The sequence below is a fragment of the Marinobacter sp. NSM genome (assembly GCF_052380025.1).
GTDB lineage: Bacteria > Pseudomonadota > Gammaproteobacteria > Pseudomonadales > Oleiphilaceae > Marinobacter.
This window is the reverse complement of sequence record NZ_JBQTCK010000008.1, coordinates 94,165-111,456: the sequence shown is the minus strand read 5'-3', so window position 1 is coordinate 111,456 and position 17,292 is coordinate 94,165. Positions and strand designations below refer to the sequence as shown.

Annotated in this window: 12 protein-coding genes; all 12 read right to left on the bottom strand. The window is 56.6% G+C overall.

Annotated elements, in window-relative coordinates; genetic code table 11:
• Positions 1–126 precede the first annotated feature (126 nt).
• Positions 127–2,727, bottom strand: coding sequence for a TRAP transporter permease (locus tag ACTZWX_RS15995; protein ID WP_444714760.1), 2,601 nt, complete (start codon positions 2,725–2,727; stop codon positions 127–129).
• A gap of 81 nt (positions 2,728–2,808) precedes the next feature.
• On the bottom strand, positions 2,809–3,792 hold the full coding sequence (locus ACTZWX_RS15990) for a TAXI family TRAP transporter solute-binding subunit (RefSeq protein WP_444714759.1): 984 nt from the start codon (positions 3,790–3,792) through the stop codon (positions 2,809–2,811).
• Positions 3,793–3,978: 186 nt separating this feature from the next.
• Entirely contained in the window at positions 3,979–6,363 is a 2,385-nt protein-coding gene (locus tag ACTZWX_RS15985; RefSeq protein WP_444714758.1) for an efflux RND transporter permease subunit, read from the bottom strand.
• A 46-nt stretch (positions 6,364–6,409) separates the two neighbouring features.
• Complete coding sequence (locus ACTZWX_RS15980) at positions 6,410–7,558, bottom strand: WD40/YVTN/BNR-like repeat-containing protein (protein ID WP_444714757.1); 1,149 nt, start codon at positions 7,556–7,558, stop codon at positions 6,410–6,412.
• A 140-nt stretch (positions 7,559–7,698) separates the two neighbouring features.
• Positions 7,699–9,087, bottom strand: coding sequence for a DUF1329 domain-containing protein (locus ACTZWX_RS15975; protein ID WP_072677725.1), 1,389 nt, complete (start codon positions 9,085–9,087; stop codon positions 7,699–7,701).
• Positions 9,088–9,264: 177 nt separating this feature from the next.
• Positions 9,265–11,907: an aminopeptidase N gene (pepN, locus tag ACTZWX_RS15970; protein WP_444714756.1), complete on the bottom strand. Its 2,643-nt coding sequence runs from the start codon at positions 11,905–11,907 to the stop codon at positions 9,265–9,267.
• Between the two features lie 30 nt (positions 11,908–11,937).
• Positions 11,938–12,774, bottom strand: coding sequence for a DUF2797 domain-containing protein (locus tag ACTZWX_RS15965; RefSeq protein ID WP_444714755.1), 837 nt, complete (start codon positions 12,772–12,774; stop codon positions 11,938–11,940).
• Entirely contained in the window at positions 12,771–13,070 is a 300-nt protein-coding gene (locus tag ACTZWX_RS15960) for a YeaC family protein (protein WP_058093123.1), read from the bottom strand. Before ACTZWX_RS15960 ends, ACTZWX_RS15965 begins: the two co-directional genes overlap by 4 nt.
• A 175-nt stretch (positions 13,071–13,245) precedes the next feature.
• Positions 13,246–13,935, bottom strand: a complete 690-nt coding sequence (locus ACTZWX_RS15955) for a rhomboid family intramembrane serine protease (protein WP_197492793.1) — start codon at positions 13,933–13,935, stop codon at positions 13,246–13,248.
• 2 nt (positions 13,936–13,937) lie between these two features.
• Positions 13,938–14,951, bottom strand: a complete 1,014-nt coding sequence (locus ACTZWX_RS15950; RefSeq protein WP_444714754.1) for a metallophosphoesterase — start codon at positions 14,949–14,951, stop codon at positions 13,938–13,940.
• Between the two features lie 2 nt (positions 14,952–14,953).
• Positions 14,954–15,838, bottom strand: coding sequence for an NAD(+) kinase (locus ACTZWX_RS15945; RefSeq protein WP_058093152.1), 885 nt, complete (start codon positions 15,836–15,838; stop codon positions 14,954–14,956).
• 112 nt (positions 15,839–15,950) lie between these two features.
• Complete coding sequence (locus ACTZWX_RS15940) at positions 15,951–17,180, bottom strand: DNA repair protein (protein WP_072677731.1); 1,230 nt, start codon at positions 17,178–17,180, stop codon at positions 15,951–15,953.
• Positions 17,181–17,292: the final 112 nt, after the last annotated feature.

The following is a 17,292-nucleotide window of genomic DNA, read 5'->3' as shown; positions in this document are numbered from 1 at the left end:
GGTGATCTATACCAAAGATCACATGTTGGCCGGGCTCCGTGATACAAACCACGGGCCGGTTTGAGGGCGAGTCTAACAGAAAAAAACCCGGCAGCAACGCCGGGTTTTTACTAAGTGCCATGAGCACTACGCCGTTTGAGGTGATGCGTCTTCCCTGGCTTTGCGCTTGAGCTGGCCAAACGCCACCAATCCAAGCAACAACAGCGCGGGAATAAACATTAATTCCCTCGGTGGCCGGTCAAGTTTTGCCTGAACTGCTTCGATATTCCAGCCAAACTCGATACCGGCATCTTCCGCAGCGCTGCCAAAATCAACAAAATTCACCGCCAGCACATCACCCTGATCGGACACGTCCAAACCGACAGCTGACAGCCGTTCCTCCGCTGACCCACCAGCCGGAATATCGAGCTGAACATAGGTGGTCACGTCACTGCCATCCAGCCCCATGCCAGATACCCGGAAAACCGTTGTGTCATCAACCGGTACCGTCTCGACGTACTCCATAATCGCGCTGCCCTGCCGCTCTTCATAAGGCGGATAGATCATGTCCCACCAGAACCCGGGCCGGAACATGGTGAAGGTAATCAACAGCAGGAGCAGGCTTTCCCACTTGTAGCTGCGGGTAAACCAGAAACCCTGTGTCGCGGCGGAGAACACGAGCATGGCCGTTACCGCGCTGGCCACCGTGATCAGCAGGTCGACCCACCCGGTCAGGCCAATCAGCAACAACTGGGTGTTGAAGATGAACATGAACGGCAGGATGGCGGTACGGATATCGTAGGTAAAACCCTGAATACCCGTTCGAATGGGGTCCGCACCCGAGATAGCGGCTGCCGCGTAGGCGGCCAGACCCACGGGCGGCGTATCATCCGCCAGTATCCCGAAATAGAAGACAAACAGGTGCACCGCAATCAGAGGCACCAACAAACCATTCTGGGCTCCCAGGGTGACAATCACCGGTGCCATCAGGGTCGACACTACAATGTAATTCGCGGTCGTTGGCAACCCCATACCAAGAATCAGGCTGATCACTGCGGTGAAGATGAGCATTAACAGCAGATTCCCCCCTGAGAGGAACTCCACAAACTCTGTCATCACCAGTCCGATTCCCGTGAGGGTTACCGTACCCACCACGATGCCAGCGGTGGCGGTGGCAACACCAATGCCCACCATGTTGCGAGCGCCGGTGGCCAAAGAGTGCGCCAGATCAACAAAGCCGCTGGCAAACTCTCGCAGCACCTGGCCGCGGCTGCGGAAAAGTGTTTTCAGCGGGCGCTGAGTTATCACGATAAAGATCATGAACAGGGTCGCCCAGAATGCAGACAACTGGGGCGAGAAGCGCTCGACGGTCAAACACCAGACCAGGACCACCACCGGTAACAGGTAGTACAGACCGGTTTTTACCGTCGGGCCAACTTCCGGCAGTGCTCCCATTTCCTGATTGGGGTCATCGGCCTCAAGCTCCGGGTATCGGGTGGCATAGCCAACCAACCCTACGTATACCGCTATCAGCAGCGGGCCAAGCACCCAGGGCGCCGCCTCACCAAGAATATCCTTGGTCCAGCCCACACCATAGTATACCGCAAAGGTGAGCACGATCAGGCCGATCAGAATCACGACCCAATTCAGCATTCGCTGCGCCAGGGAGGGACGATTCGGCCGTTCAATGCCCTCCATTTTCAGCTTGCAGGCTTCAAGGTGAACAATATAAATCAGTGCCACGTAGGAGATCAGAGCCGGCAGAATGGCGTGTTTGATCACTTCCAGGTATGAAATGCCCACATACTCAACCATCAAAAACGCGGCAGCGCCCATGATAGGCGGTGTGAGCTGCCCGTTGGTGGATGCGGCAACCTCAACAGCACCGGCCTTGGTAGCCGGAAAGCCAACACGCTTCATCAGCGGAATAGTGAACGTACCCGTGGTGACCACATTGGCAATCGATGAGCCGGAAATAACACCACTCAAACCACTGGAAACCACCGCAGCCTTCGCCGGGCCACCACGCATATGGCCGAGCATGGCGTAGGCCACCTTGATGAAGTAGTTGCCGGCTCCGGCGCGTTCAAGTAAGGCACCGAAAAGCACAAAAAGAAACACAAAGCTGGTGGATACACCCAACGCCACCCCGAAAACACCCTCGGTGCCCAGCCACTGGTGGGACGCCAGCTTGTTGAGGCTGACCCCTTTGTGGGCGATAACATCCGGCATGTAGGGGCCAGCCAGGGAATAGGTGATAAATACCGCCGCAACAATGGTCAACGGCAACCCCAAGGCCCGTCGCGTTGCTTCCAGAAGCAGCACCAGGCCGCCTAGCGCAACCCAAAGATCCATAGTGATGGGCGCACCTGGGCGCGTAGACAACTCGTTATAAAAAACAAACAGATAAGATGCAGAAAACGCAGCAGCAAGTGCCAGTATCCAGTCATAGACCGGCACCTTGTTGGCATGCACCCCCTTGATCATGGGGAATGCTGAAAACGCCAGGAAAACCGCAAACGCCAAATGAATGGAGCGGGCTTCCGTGGAATTGAAAATACCGAAGTTCAGAATAAACGGCAGCGGCGATGCAATCCAGAGCTGAAACAAAGACCAGCAAAGGGGCACGATAAACAGGATGACAGATGCCGGTCCGGTGAGAGCCCTGCCTCCGGTTTCTGTCTGCAACAGCTGATCGACCTTGGCGGCGTCAACACCCGCCCCGGTACCGGGGTCGTTCTTCGCCATAGAATGTACCTGTGATAGGAAATAACCTAGATGGAATCAGCAGAGCGGGCCGGACGCCCGCCCTGCCGGCGACGGGCCGGATCAGTCGATCAGGCCAGCCTCACGATAGTACTTGGCGGCACCCGGGTGCAGAGGCGCACTCAGGGCGTCAGAGACCATCTCTTCCTTCTTCAGGTTACCGAACGCGGGATGCAGGCGCTTGAAGCTGTCAAAGTTCTCAAAGACCGCTTTAACCACTTCATAAACCACATCGTCTGCCACATCGGTTGAAGACACAAAGGTTGCTGCCACACCGAAAGTGGTTACGTCCTGGTCAGACCCACGGTACATTCCACCTGGAATAACGGCTTTCCGGTAGTACGGATTGTCGTCGATCAGCTTCTTGCTGGCGGCATTGTCCACGTTTACCAAAACACTGTCACAGGAGGTGGTGGCTTCCTTGATGGCACCGGAAGGGTGACCAACGGTGTAGAAGAAAGCATCAATATTGCCATCACACAAGGCCTGGGACTGCTCGGCCGCTTTGATTTCCGCAGCCAGGGCGAACTTGTCCATACCCCAACCCATTTCGTTCATCAGAACCTCGGCGGTGGCGCGCTGGCCGGAACCCGGGTTACCTACTGACACCCGCTTGCCTTCAAGATCTTCAAAGGTCTTGATACCGGAGCCTTTGCTAGCCACTACGGTGAATGGCTCAGGGTGCAGAGAGAAGACAGCGCGCAGCTTCTCGTTTTTGCCGGCGTCTTCGAACTGGCTGGTGCCGTTGTAGGCGTGGAACTGCCAGTCGGACTGAGCCACCGCCAGATCAAGCTCCCCCCCGCGAATGGCGTTCAGGTTGTACACGGAACCACCGGTGCTCTCGACCGAACAGCGAATACCGTGTTCTTTTCGGTCCATATTCACCAGACGGCAGATAGCACCGCCGGCAGGGTAGTAAACACCGGTCACGCCGCCTGTACCAATGGTCACGAAGCGCTGCTCCTGAGCGGAAACGGCTGTCGATGCGGCCCCGAGGCTCACGGCAGCAGCAACGGCAAACGCGGACGCTTTGAGTTTTAGTGTCATGTGTGCTCTTCCTTCTTTTCTTGGTCTTTATTGTCAGTTGCCCGATTCAAAGTGCGGACAAACATCCCGGTCGTTTAAGAACATAGACCACTTCGGGACATAAATAAAGAATGCATTAGCTCGCTAACCGTCTGACCCAGCAACAAAAAAGCCCGCGAGTGCGGGCTTTTTTTGCAGTTCCGGCGATTATTTCGCCGCTCTTGCCTTGGCAAGCATTTTGTCTGGGCGCAACAGGAAGCGCGCCAGTGCGGGCAGCAGCCAAATGGCACCCACCATGTTCCAGAGGAACATGAAGAACAGCAGGAAGCCCATATCCGCCTGGAACTTGATCGGCGAGAAGATCCAGGTCACCACACCAAGACCCAGAGTCACACCGGTAAAGATAACCGCCTTGCCGGTTGAGCGCAGAGTCTCATAATAGGCATCCTGGAGCGTCTTGCCCTCCAGCAGGAACTTCTCCAGCTTGCTGTAGATGTAGATACCGTAGTCGACGCCGATACCTACCCCCAATGCGATCACCGGCAGAGTCGCCACTTTGATACCGATACCCGAGACCGCCATGATCGCCTCACAAAGGATGGAGGTCAGGCCCAGCGGAATCACAATACAGGCCACCGCCCGGATCGACCGGAAGGTCAGGAAGCACAGCAAGCTCACCACGCTGTAGACCAGCAACAACATAATGTCTTTGGCATTGGAGATGACTTCGTTGGTAGCGGCCTCAATACCGGCGTTACCTGCGGCGAGCAGGAAAGTGTGCTCGTCGTTGTTGAAGTTATCGGCAAACTCCTCAACACGGTCAACCACGGTCTGCAGGGTTTCGGCCTTATGGTCCTCCAGGAACACCAGCACCGGCGTCAGATCACAGGTGGTGTTGATCAGGCCTGCGGGCGCCTCACGAATGGAAGCGTTGATGATGGTCTGGTTACGGGAGATCTCGTACCACTTCCAGCTACCCTCGTTCAGGGCCTTGGTTACCATCTTGGAAACATCAGCCAGGGAAGCAGAGCTCTGCACACCCGGAGTGTTCTGCAGCTCCCACTGCAGGCGATCCATCGCACGCAATACGTTGTACTGGGTGCACTGCTCTTCCTGGGTTTTCACCATCACCACCAGAACGTCAGCACTGGTGGAGTAGTTGTTGATGATGAAGGAGTTATCCTTGTTGTAGCGGGAATCCGGGCGCAGCTCCGGCGCACCTTCGTCCAGGTCACCAACCTTGAGGTCCTGCTTGTAGTATAGACCCAGACCAAGACCAATCACCGCAATCAGCAGGGAAATCGGCGCAACGCCAGGATGGGAGAAGTACGACATGACCCGCCATTTGCGCTCCTGTTTTTCCCCGTGATTCTGCACATGCCGGACACCGCCCTTGGAAATACCGATGTAAGACATGATCAGTACGTGCAGCACCAGGTTGGTGATGATCACGAACGCCACACCCAGACCGGCCGCAATGGCCAGATCACGGATAACGTCGATTTCGATAAACACCAGGGTCAGGAAGCCGAAGGCATCGGAAATCAGCGCCAGCATGCCCGGAATATACAGGGCCCGGAACGCAAGCCTGGCCGAGGTGATGGCATCAAAGCCTTTACCTGCCTCGACGGCCATGGCGTTGACGATCTGCACGCCGTGACTGATACCGATCGCGAAGACCAGGAACGGAACCAGCACCGAGTATGGGTCCAGCCCGTAACCCAGCAGCTTGAGGGTACCAAGCTGCCAGAACACCGCAATGATCGATGTGAACACCGGCACCAGGGTGCCTGCGATACAACGGGAGTACCAGAACAGCAACAGCGTGGTCAACAGGATGGTGATCCCCGCAAACCAGGCAATGGAGGCAATACCCTCAATCAGATCACCCACTTTCTTGGCGAAACCGACAATGTGGATATTGACGTTAGGGTTCTCCGCTCCATACTTATCGCGAATTTTTTCTTCGAGCTGGCGTGAGAACTCACCATAATCCAGCGCTTCTCCGGTTTCCGGGTTCTTCTCGTACAGTGGCGCGTAAACGATGGTGGAACGGAAGTTATCGGAAATCAGGCGCCCTACTTCGTTGGAACGCAGGATGTTCTGGCGCAACTGCTCCAGGCTTTCACGGGAACCGTCGTAGCCATCAGGAATGACCGTACCACCCTGAAAGCCCTGCTCTGTTACCTCTACCCAGCGTACGTTGGAGGTCCACAGCGATTTGAGGCCGGAACGGTCTACCCCATTCAGGTAAAACACCTCGTCAGTAATTTGCTGCAGGGTTTCCATGTACTCAGCGGTAAAGATATCGCCTTCTTCCACGGCCACCGCAATCCGGACAAAGTTACCCAGGTTCTCCAGATCGTCCCGGTGTTCGAGCATATTGACGATGTAAGGATGCTCAAGCGGAATCATTCGCTCGAAACTCGCATCTGGCTGGATCTTGACGGCGTTATAGCCAAGGAACAGCGTCAGAATGAAAAATGCAACCAGGATCGGTGCCCGGTTATTGAAAATCAGCCGTTCGAGAAACGGCTCCGCCTTTGGCGTTGTCAGGTAATGTTCACCCCTGTCGTGCATCGGGTTAGACATTAAAAAGCCCCTCTATCCATTAATCTGTTGATGCCACACCAGGGCGTTAATTCGGATTCCGGCCACGAGAGTCGGTGAACTTGACACCGCCCTCGCCAACCAGAAGAAGATCGGTTCCTTGCAGGGGGACAACGGCCATCACACCTTCCCGATCATTACGGAAGTATACGCGGAAGCTTTCGCCGCCATTGGTACTCATAAGCACGGCGCCACCGTTACCCACCAGGGTAATCCTGCCGTCATCCGCAACTGCACCGTTATTGATGGTTGCACCGCCTTCGTTGGGAACCACAGTCCAGCCGCGGCCAAGGTCGGTCGAGCGGAAGGTGTTGCCCCGCAGACCAAACGTCAATACCTCGTTAACCTGACCGGTACCCATAACCCCAAACAAAGACCCCTCATAGGGACTTTCGCGGCGTTCCCAGGTATCGCCACCGTCCACGGACACATGGATCTGCCCGGCTTCACCAACCGCTACCAGAGCGCCACCGGTAACCTGGGTGATGCTGTTAAGGTGAAAGTTCTGAGGATTATCCAGGTTCGGCGCCCAGTCTTCCCAGTTTTCGCCACCGTCCTGGGTTCTCAGGATCATGCCGTAGGCACCTACCACAAACCCGTGGCTGTCATCTTCAAACCAGACATCCAGGAACGGGTTTACCGGCCCGACATCCTGGTCTGCCTGCATGTTCTCAAGGGTAAAGAACAGGTCGTCAAGCGCCCACTCCAGGTCCGCTTTCTCATCGTCTTCAGCCTGTTCGATCTGCTCTTCCAGCTCGGCTATTTGAGACTGTTTGCTTTCAATGGCCAGAGTTGAAGCCTGATTGCCGTCCAGCTGCAGGGTCCAGTTCTCGCCACCATCCGAGGAGTGCAGTACCACCCCACTATGGCCAACCGCCCAGCCGTGTTGCTCGGTGCCAAAGTCCACAGCATTGAGTGTCAGGGAAACCGGCACAGCGCCCTGCACCCAGGTGCGTCCCTCATCATCCGAGAAAATCACGTGCCCACGCTCCCCAACGGCAACAATCCGCTCACCGGCACGCGTTGCGTCATTCAGCAACGATTCCGGCGCCAGCAGTGTCGGGCGGGCAGGAGTTTCAAGAATATCTGGCACCGCAAATGCCGCGGGGGCTGCCAGTACCATGGAGACCCCCAGACAGGCAGACCCCAGTGTCTCGCATATGAACCTATTAGCCATTCAAATTGCCTTTACGTTGATTGTATCTTGTTGCGTTATCCCTGAGCCTCGCAGAAACACAAACAAACCGGCAGCCATAAGGCCGCCGGTATATCTGGCACCACTACTGCCACCCCGGGATCAGACTGTGCGCCGAGTCCTTAGCGCACACTCCGCCGGCGCAGCGAAGCCGGTGAGAAATAACGTTTATTCGGTACATCGTCGGTAAACACCCGAGTACCGGATTCTTCCGTATCCAGACCCAGAACGTGGTAACGGCGAGCCTGAAGATCGTGGTATACGTCCAGCACTGTCCACACGCCGGGCAGTTCATAATAGTTCTTGGGGATGCCCATGGTCACGCGCCACAGCTCTCCACGACCGTCGTACTGGTCCAGCAGCACGGTATTCCAGCTGTCCGCATCCACATAGAAACGACGCTTGCCGTAAATGTGCCGCTCGCCCTCCTTGAGGGTAGCCTCTACCACGTGCACGCGGTGCAGCTCCCAGCGGGTCAGATCAGGATTCAGATGGGAAATACCCAGAATTTCGGAATACGGTGTGCCTCTTTCGCCAATCCGGTAGTTGTTATAAGGGATGTAAATTTCCCTCATACCCTCGTAGTTCCAGTTGTAGCGATCCATGGCACCGTTGAAGATATCGGTGTCATCCGCGGTGCGCAGGTTATCGGCCGCCGCGATCGGAGAATCGTAACCGAGGTTCGGTGCACGGCGAACCCGCCGCTGGCCAGCATTGTAACCCCAACCGTTGCGCGGGTTGATGATCTGGTTGAGTGTCTCGTGAATCAGAATGGCACCACCGGCCAGGCGGGGCGGCGACTGGGTGAACGAGAGGTAGTAGAAGATGACGTTATCGAGATCCGCCTCGCCGCCTTCGGGATTATAGAAGTTGAAGAAGGCTTCCTGCTGCGAGGTCACCAGACCATAATCACCGTTGGTCTGAACCGCCACTTCGCTGGAACGACGGGTAACGGAAATCCCTCGCCACCGGGTCAGATGGTTCCAGACCACCTGCCAGGCCTTTTCTTCATCGGTACCGTGCAGGATCGGGAACGGGTAACCGCCAAACGCACCGCTCAAGCCCTCGGCCTGCCCGACGATTTCCGCGTTGACTGCATTCTTGCGGGTATTCTCGGCAACCCAGTCGGGCACGGCATGAGTGCGTCGCGACTGGTACACGGGAATACGGAATGTGGTTGGGTAGGTACGGAGCATGGCCCTGACACCATCGGTCAGGTACTCGTCGTACTGCTCCATATTGGAGGCGGTGATCGTGAACAGCACCTGGTCATCCGGAAACGGATTGATGTGGTGCTGCCCGCTGCCCTCGTAACCGGCCGGGGGCTCTGTCAGCCCGCCAGTCCAGGCAGGAATGGTACCAGCTTCATTGCCAGCCTTGATGGACCCGAAGGGCGTCAGGTCCTGACCGAGGCGGTTTGCCTCAGCGGCAGACACACCGGCGTGAACCGGTGCAGCTGCAAACGAAAGCGCAAGCAGCCCGCCAAAAAATGCGTTCTTGTTGTATCTCATTGTGCAACCTTAAATCCGTCTGGGAGCCTCTACAGGGCTTTATTGTTATGGTCTGACGTAATCGCAGACTTTCCATCAGATTAGCCGATTGAGCAATATTGTCTATCGACCGAAAGTGCGATTTTGTATCTGGCCGTGACGACGGCTTTACAATCACAGCCAGATATCGAGCCGGCGTCAGTCCGCCAGGCTCTTGTAAACCACCTCGTATACGTCTCGCGAAAGCTCGGCTTTGTCGCGTATCCGCTCAAGGGCGGATTTCATCTGCTCACTGTATTGTGATGAAAACTTTTTCCAGCGGGTGAGCGGAGACACCAACCGGGCCGCGATTTGCGGATTACTGTCGTCCAGCCGGCAAACCTGTTCTGCCAAGAACCGGTAACCACTGCCATCCGGCTTATGGAAAGCGGCCAGGTTCTGGCCAGCAAACACCCCGACCACAGAGCGCACCTTGTTGGGGTTCTTCCAGTCAAAGGCTGGGTGGTCCAGCAACGCCTGAATCTTTGCCAACTGCCCGGCCCGGTCACTGGAGGCCTGTACCGAAAACCACAGCTCAACCACCTGCGGGTCATCCTGGAAACGCTCGAAGAAAGCCGCCAGGGCCTGGTTCCGCTCCGATTCAAAACCGGAGTTCACCAAGGCGCGCAGGGCGCCGAGGCGGTCCGTCATATTATCCGCCTGTTCAATCTGCTCAACGGCCAATGCCCGGCCCTGCTCATCATCAATGTGAAGTAACCACGCAAGCGCCGTGTTGCGCAGACTGCGACGAGCAATGGCACCCGGCGTCAGCTGATAATCGCCCTGACCAGCGTTGCGCTGATAACAGGCCAGCAGGTCATCGCGGAGCGCCTGGGCCAGATGCGTCAGAACCTGCTCCCGGGCGTCATGAATGGCCGGCACATCGGCCTGCTCGGAAAGCTCTATCAGATAGGCTTCCGAAGGCAACAGCAGCATCTTGGCCACAAGCGCCTGGTCCAACTCGGTATCGTTCAACAACAGGCGATAGGCTTCCACCAGCCGTGGTTCAATTTCCGTGCCCTGGGGCGCGCCAACCAATGACTGAATGACATCGACCGCCAGTTTCTGGCCAGAATCCCAACGGTTAAAGCCGTCCGGGTCGTGACTCATCAGGAACAACAGCTGTTCGCGGGTCCAGGGGTAATGAACACGAACCGGCGCGGAGAAATCCCTCAACAGCGACGGCACTGGCCGCTCCTTGAGACCATAAAACTCAAAGCGGTGCTCCGATTCAGTCAGCTCAAGCACCCGCTCAACCGGGCCACTCTGCTCATCTGCGTCCAAATTCAGGGGCAGAGGCTGACCCTCGGAATCCAGCAGGCCCAACCCAAACGGGATGTGCTGCGGTAGCTTCCCGGTCTGCCCGGGTGTATCCGGAACCGACTGCCGAATATCCAGGCGGTACACACCCTGCACCTCATCGTAATGATCCGTTACCGCCAACACCGGCGTGCCCGCCTGTTCGTACCACAGGCGGAACTGGCCCAGGTCGCGACCCGAAGCGTCCTCCATGGCTTTGACAAAGTCATCGGTAGTGACGGCCTGGCCATCGTGGCGCTCAAAGTACAGGTCACTGCCCTTGCGGAACATGTCATCGCCGAGCAGGTTATGAATCATCCGCACAACTTCCGCCCCTTTCTCATAAATGGTAAGGGTGTAGAAGTTGGAAATTTCCATATACGAGGCCGGCCGGACCGGATGGGCCATGGGGCCCGCATCTTCGGCGAATTGAGCGGTGCGCAGCAGGGTAACGTCTTCAATGCGCTTGACGGTGGGCGAGCCCATATCCGCCGAGAACTGGGAATCCCGGAATACCGTAAAGCCTTCTTTCAGACTCAGCTGGAACCAGTCCCGGCAAGTAACCCGGTTACCGGACCAGTTGTGGAAATACTCATGGGCAACAATGGCTTCGATACGCTGGAAAGCGGCATCCGTAGCCGTGTCCTGGCTGGCCAGTACGCAGGATGAATTGAAGATGTTCAGGCCCTTGTTTTCCATGGCACCCATATTGAAATCATCCACTGCTACGATCATGAAGATATCAAGATCGTACTCACGGCCATACACCTCTTCATCCCAGCGCATCGAACGCTTGAGCGCATCCATAGCGTAATCGCACTTGCGGGCATTGCGCGCCTGAACGTAGATGCGCAAATCAATATCGCGACCAGAAACGGTGGTAAACGTATCCCGTTTCTCGACAAGGTCACCCGCCACCAGCGCAAACAGGTAGGCCGGTTTGGGGAACGGATCTTCCCAGGTAACAAAGTGACGGCCGTTCTCTAAGTCGCCCTGCTCAATGGGGTTACCATTGGAAAGCAACACCGGGTAGGCAGACTTATCGGCTTCAACGCGGGTCTGGAAGCGCGCCATCACATCCGGCCGGTCCGGATAATAGGTGATACAGCGGAAACCTTCGGCCTCGCACTGGGTGCAGAACATGCCCGATGACTTGTACAGGCCCTCCAGGCGGGTATTGTTCTGCGGCTCTATCCAGGTGACGACCGCCAGCTCAAACGAATCCGGCACCACTGGAATCACCAGCTTGTCACCCTCGTTCTGATACTCGCCACTGGCCAGCGGCTGACCGTTCAGGGATAGAGACTCCAGGGTCAGGCTGTCACCGTCCAGCTCCAGTGGCGTGCCACTCTGCCCGGCCGCGGGGTTCTGGCGCATGGACAAGGTACTGTGCACCCGCGCGCCGTCCTCGAATAATTCAAACCTCAGGCTTACATGGTCCACCAGATACGCCGGCGCCTGGTACTCGCTCAGGTAGATGGTTTGTGGCTGGTTGGTACGCATTCACACTCTCCAGACAGTAGACTTCCGCGCTCAGTCAAGAACCCGGAACCGGACTTCGTAGCCGGTAAATTTTCGAATATTGATCACACCGGTATCGAGCATCAGGTACTGGCCCTTGATGCCTTCCAGCCGACCTTCCACATCCGGTGACTTGTCCAGATTATGGGTTTTCACTTTCGACGGCCACACCTGAACCGGATAACCAAGCCCCAGTGAGGCCTCGTCTACAACTCGCAGACTGTCTTCGCCATGGGTTCGCCGCAGCTCTGCCAGATCAGGCTCTATCACTGCCAGCAGCCTCTGGCGCTCCTGCACCAGGTCCAGCTCCGGCACATCGCCTTTGAGCATTGCGCGCCAATTGGTCCGATCCGCCACGTGGGCCTTGCAGGCGACTTCAGCCAGGCCCGCAAGATAGCGGCTGGCAACACGCAGCATCGGTATGGCATCCACAGCACCCTGGTCTATCCAACGGGTTGGCACCTGTGACGCACGGGTAATGCCGACTTTCAGGCCGCTGGAATTAGCCAGGTAAACCACATGTTCCACCATGCAGTTCTGCTCTCCCCGCTCAGGTTCACGGCAGGTGCCCAGATGAAAGTGACACTTCTCCGGGCTCATGATGCAACTGTCGCAGGCTGCCAGCTTGCGGAAACACGGGTAACAGTAACCCTGATTGAAACTCTTTTTGGTGGTGCGGTCACAATGAATGCACCGGATCACGCCGTCATAATCAAAGCGTACTTGACGGCCGATCAACTCATTCAGGGCTATCGGAGTGTCGCCCACCTTGAGGGTGTAGGTCACCGGGTCACCGGCTTTTGCCGGCATCTTCCGAAGGCGGCCGGTTACATCAATTGACTCGCTCAAACCTTGACCTCGACGAACTGGTCTGGATCCACATCGTTGCCGTTCTGGCGATCTTTACGAAACTGCACGGACGGATCACAGGCGGTACCGGCTTTCTCGCCTCGGTCCAGATAGCCCACCCGCTGCTCTTCGGGCACATTGTGTTTGTTCTCGTAATAGATCACCGCTTCCAGGCTGATTTCCCGCTGCTCGCGGGTCATTGCCCTTCCATCAGGCCATTTACCAAGCTCGATAGATTGCTTGAGGTTCCGGTATACCGTCGGATCCAGCCGCTCAATGAGTTCGTCGTAGGTCATTACCCACCTCCTGAAAAATAATTCATAAAAAAATCGGCAAATCCGTTTGACAGATGGTAATGATAACAATTATCATTACCTCACCAGATGACGACGGTCGTATCATTTGGTCTCTCTCATCAGGAGCTAAAAGCTCTTTTAATGCCCCACCATTTGGTGGGGCTTTTTTTTGCCTTCACCGAAACCGCCCCCGGGCGGGCATCACCGCTGCCACCGCCAGACCACCCACAAAGCCTCCCAGGTGAGCCTCGTTAGCCATCCGGCCCAGACCAATCATTTCCGGGATAGGTGTAAAGCCGATCACCATCCAAACCAGGGCAAAGGTGACCAACGCCGGTGGAAACTGGAACCTGGGCCGGCGTTGCTGGCTCAGCCAACAGTAACCAAGGATGCCATAAACGACACCCGACAAGCCTCCGAACAGGGGGCCAGACACCAGATACTGCAACAGATTGGCGGCCAGACTGGTTACCAGGAACAGCGCCACCAGGCGGGCGCGACCATCAATCCATTCAATCTGGCTGCCCAGAAACCAGAGCATGACCGAATTGAAAATGATGTGGGTCCAGCTGAAATGCAGGAAATCCGGTGAAATCAGGCGCCACAACTGCCCGCTTGCCACTGTCGCAGAAAGCGCATCCAGCCTCCCGCCCAGGGAACTGAACACGTCCCAGGAATAGTGCCTCGGATCGACGATCATCATGGCCGCGGCCAGAGGGTTTTGCCCCATGGAAGTCAGCCACACCATGGCAACGGCGATGCCGATCATGCTCACAACAAACGGTGCATGCCGGGGAGCCGGCTGCCAGCGCCCGCTGGGGGTAATCGGAGATGATGTATGTTGGTCCAAACTAACCTCGCTGATACTTAGCGCACCACACTGTCTTCACTGGTGGGATAATCTGGCTGCTCGGGACGATCCACCTCTACCCAGACAAACTTGTCGCGGGAAAGTGCCTTTTCATCATCCAGCCTATAGGCCACCAGCTTGCCGTACTTTACGGCACTGTAATCGATACAGGCCACATTCGACTTCAAGGGCGCCGGCTCACTATCCATCCAGTAATGCCCGACGAAGACCGGCGGCGCATTCAGCGGGTAAGTAATCAGCTGTTTGCGCTCATCCTCCCGCAAGGTCATGGACGCCACTTCCGGTGGTAATGGGTCTGGCTGAAACACTACATCGGCGTATGTTTGTGGGTTGTCGGCCCAGAACTTGGTGCGGAAGAATTCCCGAACATAGCCATCCCGCCCGGTAATCTTGACCCCGGGCGGCAGGCGCAAGTCAGTGCCACGCAACAAGGTGTCCATCACCTGGCCGGCGAAAGATTCAATGGCGGCCGAGGCATGAAGAAAGTCTTCATCAATACAGGCACCGCCCTGATTCTGCCGGAACTTGTCGATCAGATCCTGATCCCAGCAGGCATGCACCACCCGGAAGTGCTCCTCTTCGATAAACAGCGGAATGGTGTAAAACCACTCCAGAAAATCGTTCCACTCATGGGGATACGCATCGAACTGCTCGAGGGTTTCCTTGATAAGGCGGTCATGGCGAGGGTTGTGCTCGCGCAGGAATTGCTTGCCACTGCCCGGCCGAGCCCGGGTGCAGTAGCCAAGGGCATTGTATTCATGGTTGCCCATAACGATGCGGGCGGCACCGTGCTCCACCATGTCCCGAACCAGATGCAGGGCCTCACGGATTCTTGGGCCCCGATCGATGATGTCGCCAATAAAAATGGCCTGGCGCCGAGGATGCTGGTAAATGCCGTTCTGTTTACGATACCCCATTTGCTGTAGCAACCGCTCCAGGGTGTGGGCGCAACCGTGAATGTCACCAATAATGTCGTAACCGCGGCTCGCGGTTGAAGTCTGTCCCGCCATAATCAACTCGCTGCTATTTCGCTTGCCCAACCCAGCTTGTCACGGCAGGTGGCATAGAAATTGTGATCGGTCGGGTGGATCAGACGGATCTTGAACGGCTTTTTGGTAATTCGGATGATATCCCCGGGCGCACAGGCAATGTTCATCTGGCCATCAAAGCTGACTTGCGGGTAGGTTTCGTTGGTTTCACCAATCACCAGTTTGATTTCACTCTTGCCGTCGACCACGATCGGGCGACTGCTCAGGGTATGCGGGAACATGGGCACCAGCACCACAGCATCCAGTTTCGGGTGCATGATGGGACCACCTGCTGACAGGGAATAGGCGGTTGAGCCGGTGGGCGTGGCAACAATCAAGCCATCGGAACGCTGGCTGTAAACAAAGTGGCCATCAATGTACAGGTCAAAACCGATCATCCGGGTAGACTTACCGGGGTGCAGCACCACATCGTTCAGGGCAGAACCGTAGCCCAGGGGCTGGCCATTGCGTTCCACATGGCCATCCAACAGGAACCGCGATTCCTCGATATATTCACCCTCAAGCACCCGGGCCAGGCGCTCTTCGAGGTCAGATGGAGAAATATCCGTCAGGAAGCCCAGGCGGCCGCGGTTGACCCCCAGAATCGGGATCTTGGATTTGGCCAGTTCACGGGCGGCACCCAGCAAACTACCGTCCCCGCCCACGACGATAACCAGGTCGCAGATTTCGCCCAGCAGTTTTTTGCTGGCGACCTGCAGGCCATGGCCCGGAATCATGGTGGAGGTATCTTCCTCGATGATGACGTGGTAGTTGTTGGCCGTCAGGTACTGCTTGAGCTGCCGCAGAGACTCAACCACCTTAACGCTGCCCATGCGCCCGACAATGCCGATATTCCTGAACTGATCCATGAAGTATCCCGTGGTGTCTGAATGAGACAGGAAAGGCATGGCCCCTCCTGTTCTGTAACGAACAGAGCCACAGTTTAACGAATCTCAGGCAGATACTGAAAAAAGATCCGCGTCAGGACCGGTGCTGCTCGCAATGATCATCTACCCCTGGCTGGAATTCCGCCGGCTGGGTCACACGCATGATCGGCTCACCGCAGGCATTTCCGTCACTATCCACGTGGCGACAAACCGGGTGCTCGTAGTGTGCCAGCCAGTCTTTGTAGGCCGGCTCGTTCATACCGCAACGCTCGGCGGCATAGGCCACCGGATTGCCAAAATAGGTATCGATATCGTCATAAGGCAGTGTGATATGGCCCACGCCGGGATGATAGGCAACCAGGAATACGGATTGGCTCTGCAATTGTTCCAGCAGCGAATCCTCGGGTGGAACCTGGTGGCGAAGCTCGTGGTTTTCCTGCTCAAGAGCAACAATTTTGTCATCCCGAAGCTCCAGCTCCCTTTGCTTGCGCTCCAGCTGTTCATGCAGCAGAACGGTCTCGGCGTCAGCATTTACGTCCTTACGCTGGCGGGCATCGCCCTCCGCCATTTTTTCCTGCATGGAGAGATATTGTTCGTTGCGCCGAGCCAGGCGCTGTTTGAGCTGTTCATTGCTGATCCGGGTGCGTTCGTATCGCTGCTCCAGGTCTGACATTTCGCTGCGCAAAGCCTGCATTTCGAGGCGATGTTCACGCTGGAGGTCTGCCAGGGAATCCCGGTGCACACTTTGGAGGGTTTTGATCCGGAGCCGCTGTTCACGGAGGATCTGGGCAACGCGGGCCCGGTCGCGGTTATCCTCGACTGGCTGCTCCACACTCGCCGTGGTCAGAACCGGAATATTCTCTTCTTCCGGTTCCACTTTCTGGAAACGCAAAGCGTTGGCTTCAACCGCTTTGCGGATCAACTGGAAGTGGTTACTGCCCGGCGTCATGTCCGGGTCCCAGAGCTCCTGGGCAAATGCCGGATCAGGGCACTGGCTCCGGCAAACCAGCCGGATAGCACCGCCGCCCATATCCGGCCCCTTGGCGCCTTTCTCTGCCAACGCCTCGATAGGCACGTTCCAGTGACTGTCGGCCCGCCCCTCGTCATCAAACCAGATACGGAAGAAAACCAGCGACCGAACCGTCAACTCCGGTGAAAGGTTTACCAGCACCGCCCGAACATCTGTCTCGGCAAGATCAGACAGGCCAACATAGCCATCCAGAAACGCGCCGAATTCAGACAACCGCATCTGCCGGGCAACCTGACTGCCCTCCATAAAGAAAACCGCCGCGTAACCCTCGGCTGCCTGCCCGGCATTAACCATTCACTTTCTCCATGCTTCGGAAAACTCTTGTTATGGACGCCCGATGCGGGAAGAGAGTTCCATCCCCCTCCCGCTCTTCACCTCCATAGTCTAGCCAGACCTTAACCGAAAC

Coding starts and splice junctions, on each gene's coding strand:
- ACTZWX_RS15995 (WP_444714760.1), bottom strand. CDS start 2,727: ATGGCGAAGAACGACCCCGGTACCGGGGCGGGTGTTGACGCCGCCAAG.
- ACTZWX_RS15990 (WP_444714759.1), bottom strand. CDS start 3,792: ATGACACTAAAACTCAAAGCGTCCGCGTTTGCCGTTGCTGCTGCCGTG.
- ACTZWX_RS15985 (WP_444714758.1), bottom strand. CDS start 6,363: ATGTCTAACCCGATGCACGACAGGGGTGAACATTACCTGACAACGCCA.
- ACTZWX_RS15980 (WP_444714757.1), bottom strand. CDS start 7,558: ATGGCTAATAGGTTCATATGCGAGACACTGGGGTCTGCCTGTCTGGGG.
- ACTZWX_RS15975 (WP_072677725.1), bottom strand. CDS start 9,087: ATGAGATACAACAAGAACGCATTTTTTGGCGGGCTGCTTGCGCTTTCG.
- pepN (WP_444714756.1), bottom strand. CDS start 11,907: ATGCGTACCAACCAGCCACAAACCATCTACCTGAGCGAGTACCAGGCG.
- ACTZWX_RS15960 (WP_058093123.1), bottom strand. CDS start 13,070: ATGACCTACGACGAACTCATTGAGCGGCTGGATCCGACGGTATACCGG.
- ACTZWX_RS15950 (WP_444714754.1), bottom strand. CDS start 14,951: ATGGCGGGACAGACTTCAACCGCGAGCCGCGGTTACGACATTATTGGT.
- ACTZWX_RS15945 (WP_058093152.1), bottom strand. CDS start 15,838: ATGGATCAGTTCAGGAATATCGGCATTGTCGGGCGCATGGGCAGCGTT.
- ACTZWX_RS15940 (WP_072677731.1), bottom strand. CDS start 17,180: ATGGTTAATGCCGGGCAGGCAGCCGAGGGTTACGCGGCGGTTTTCTTT.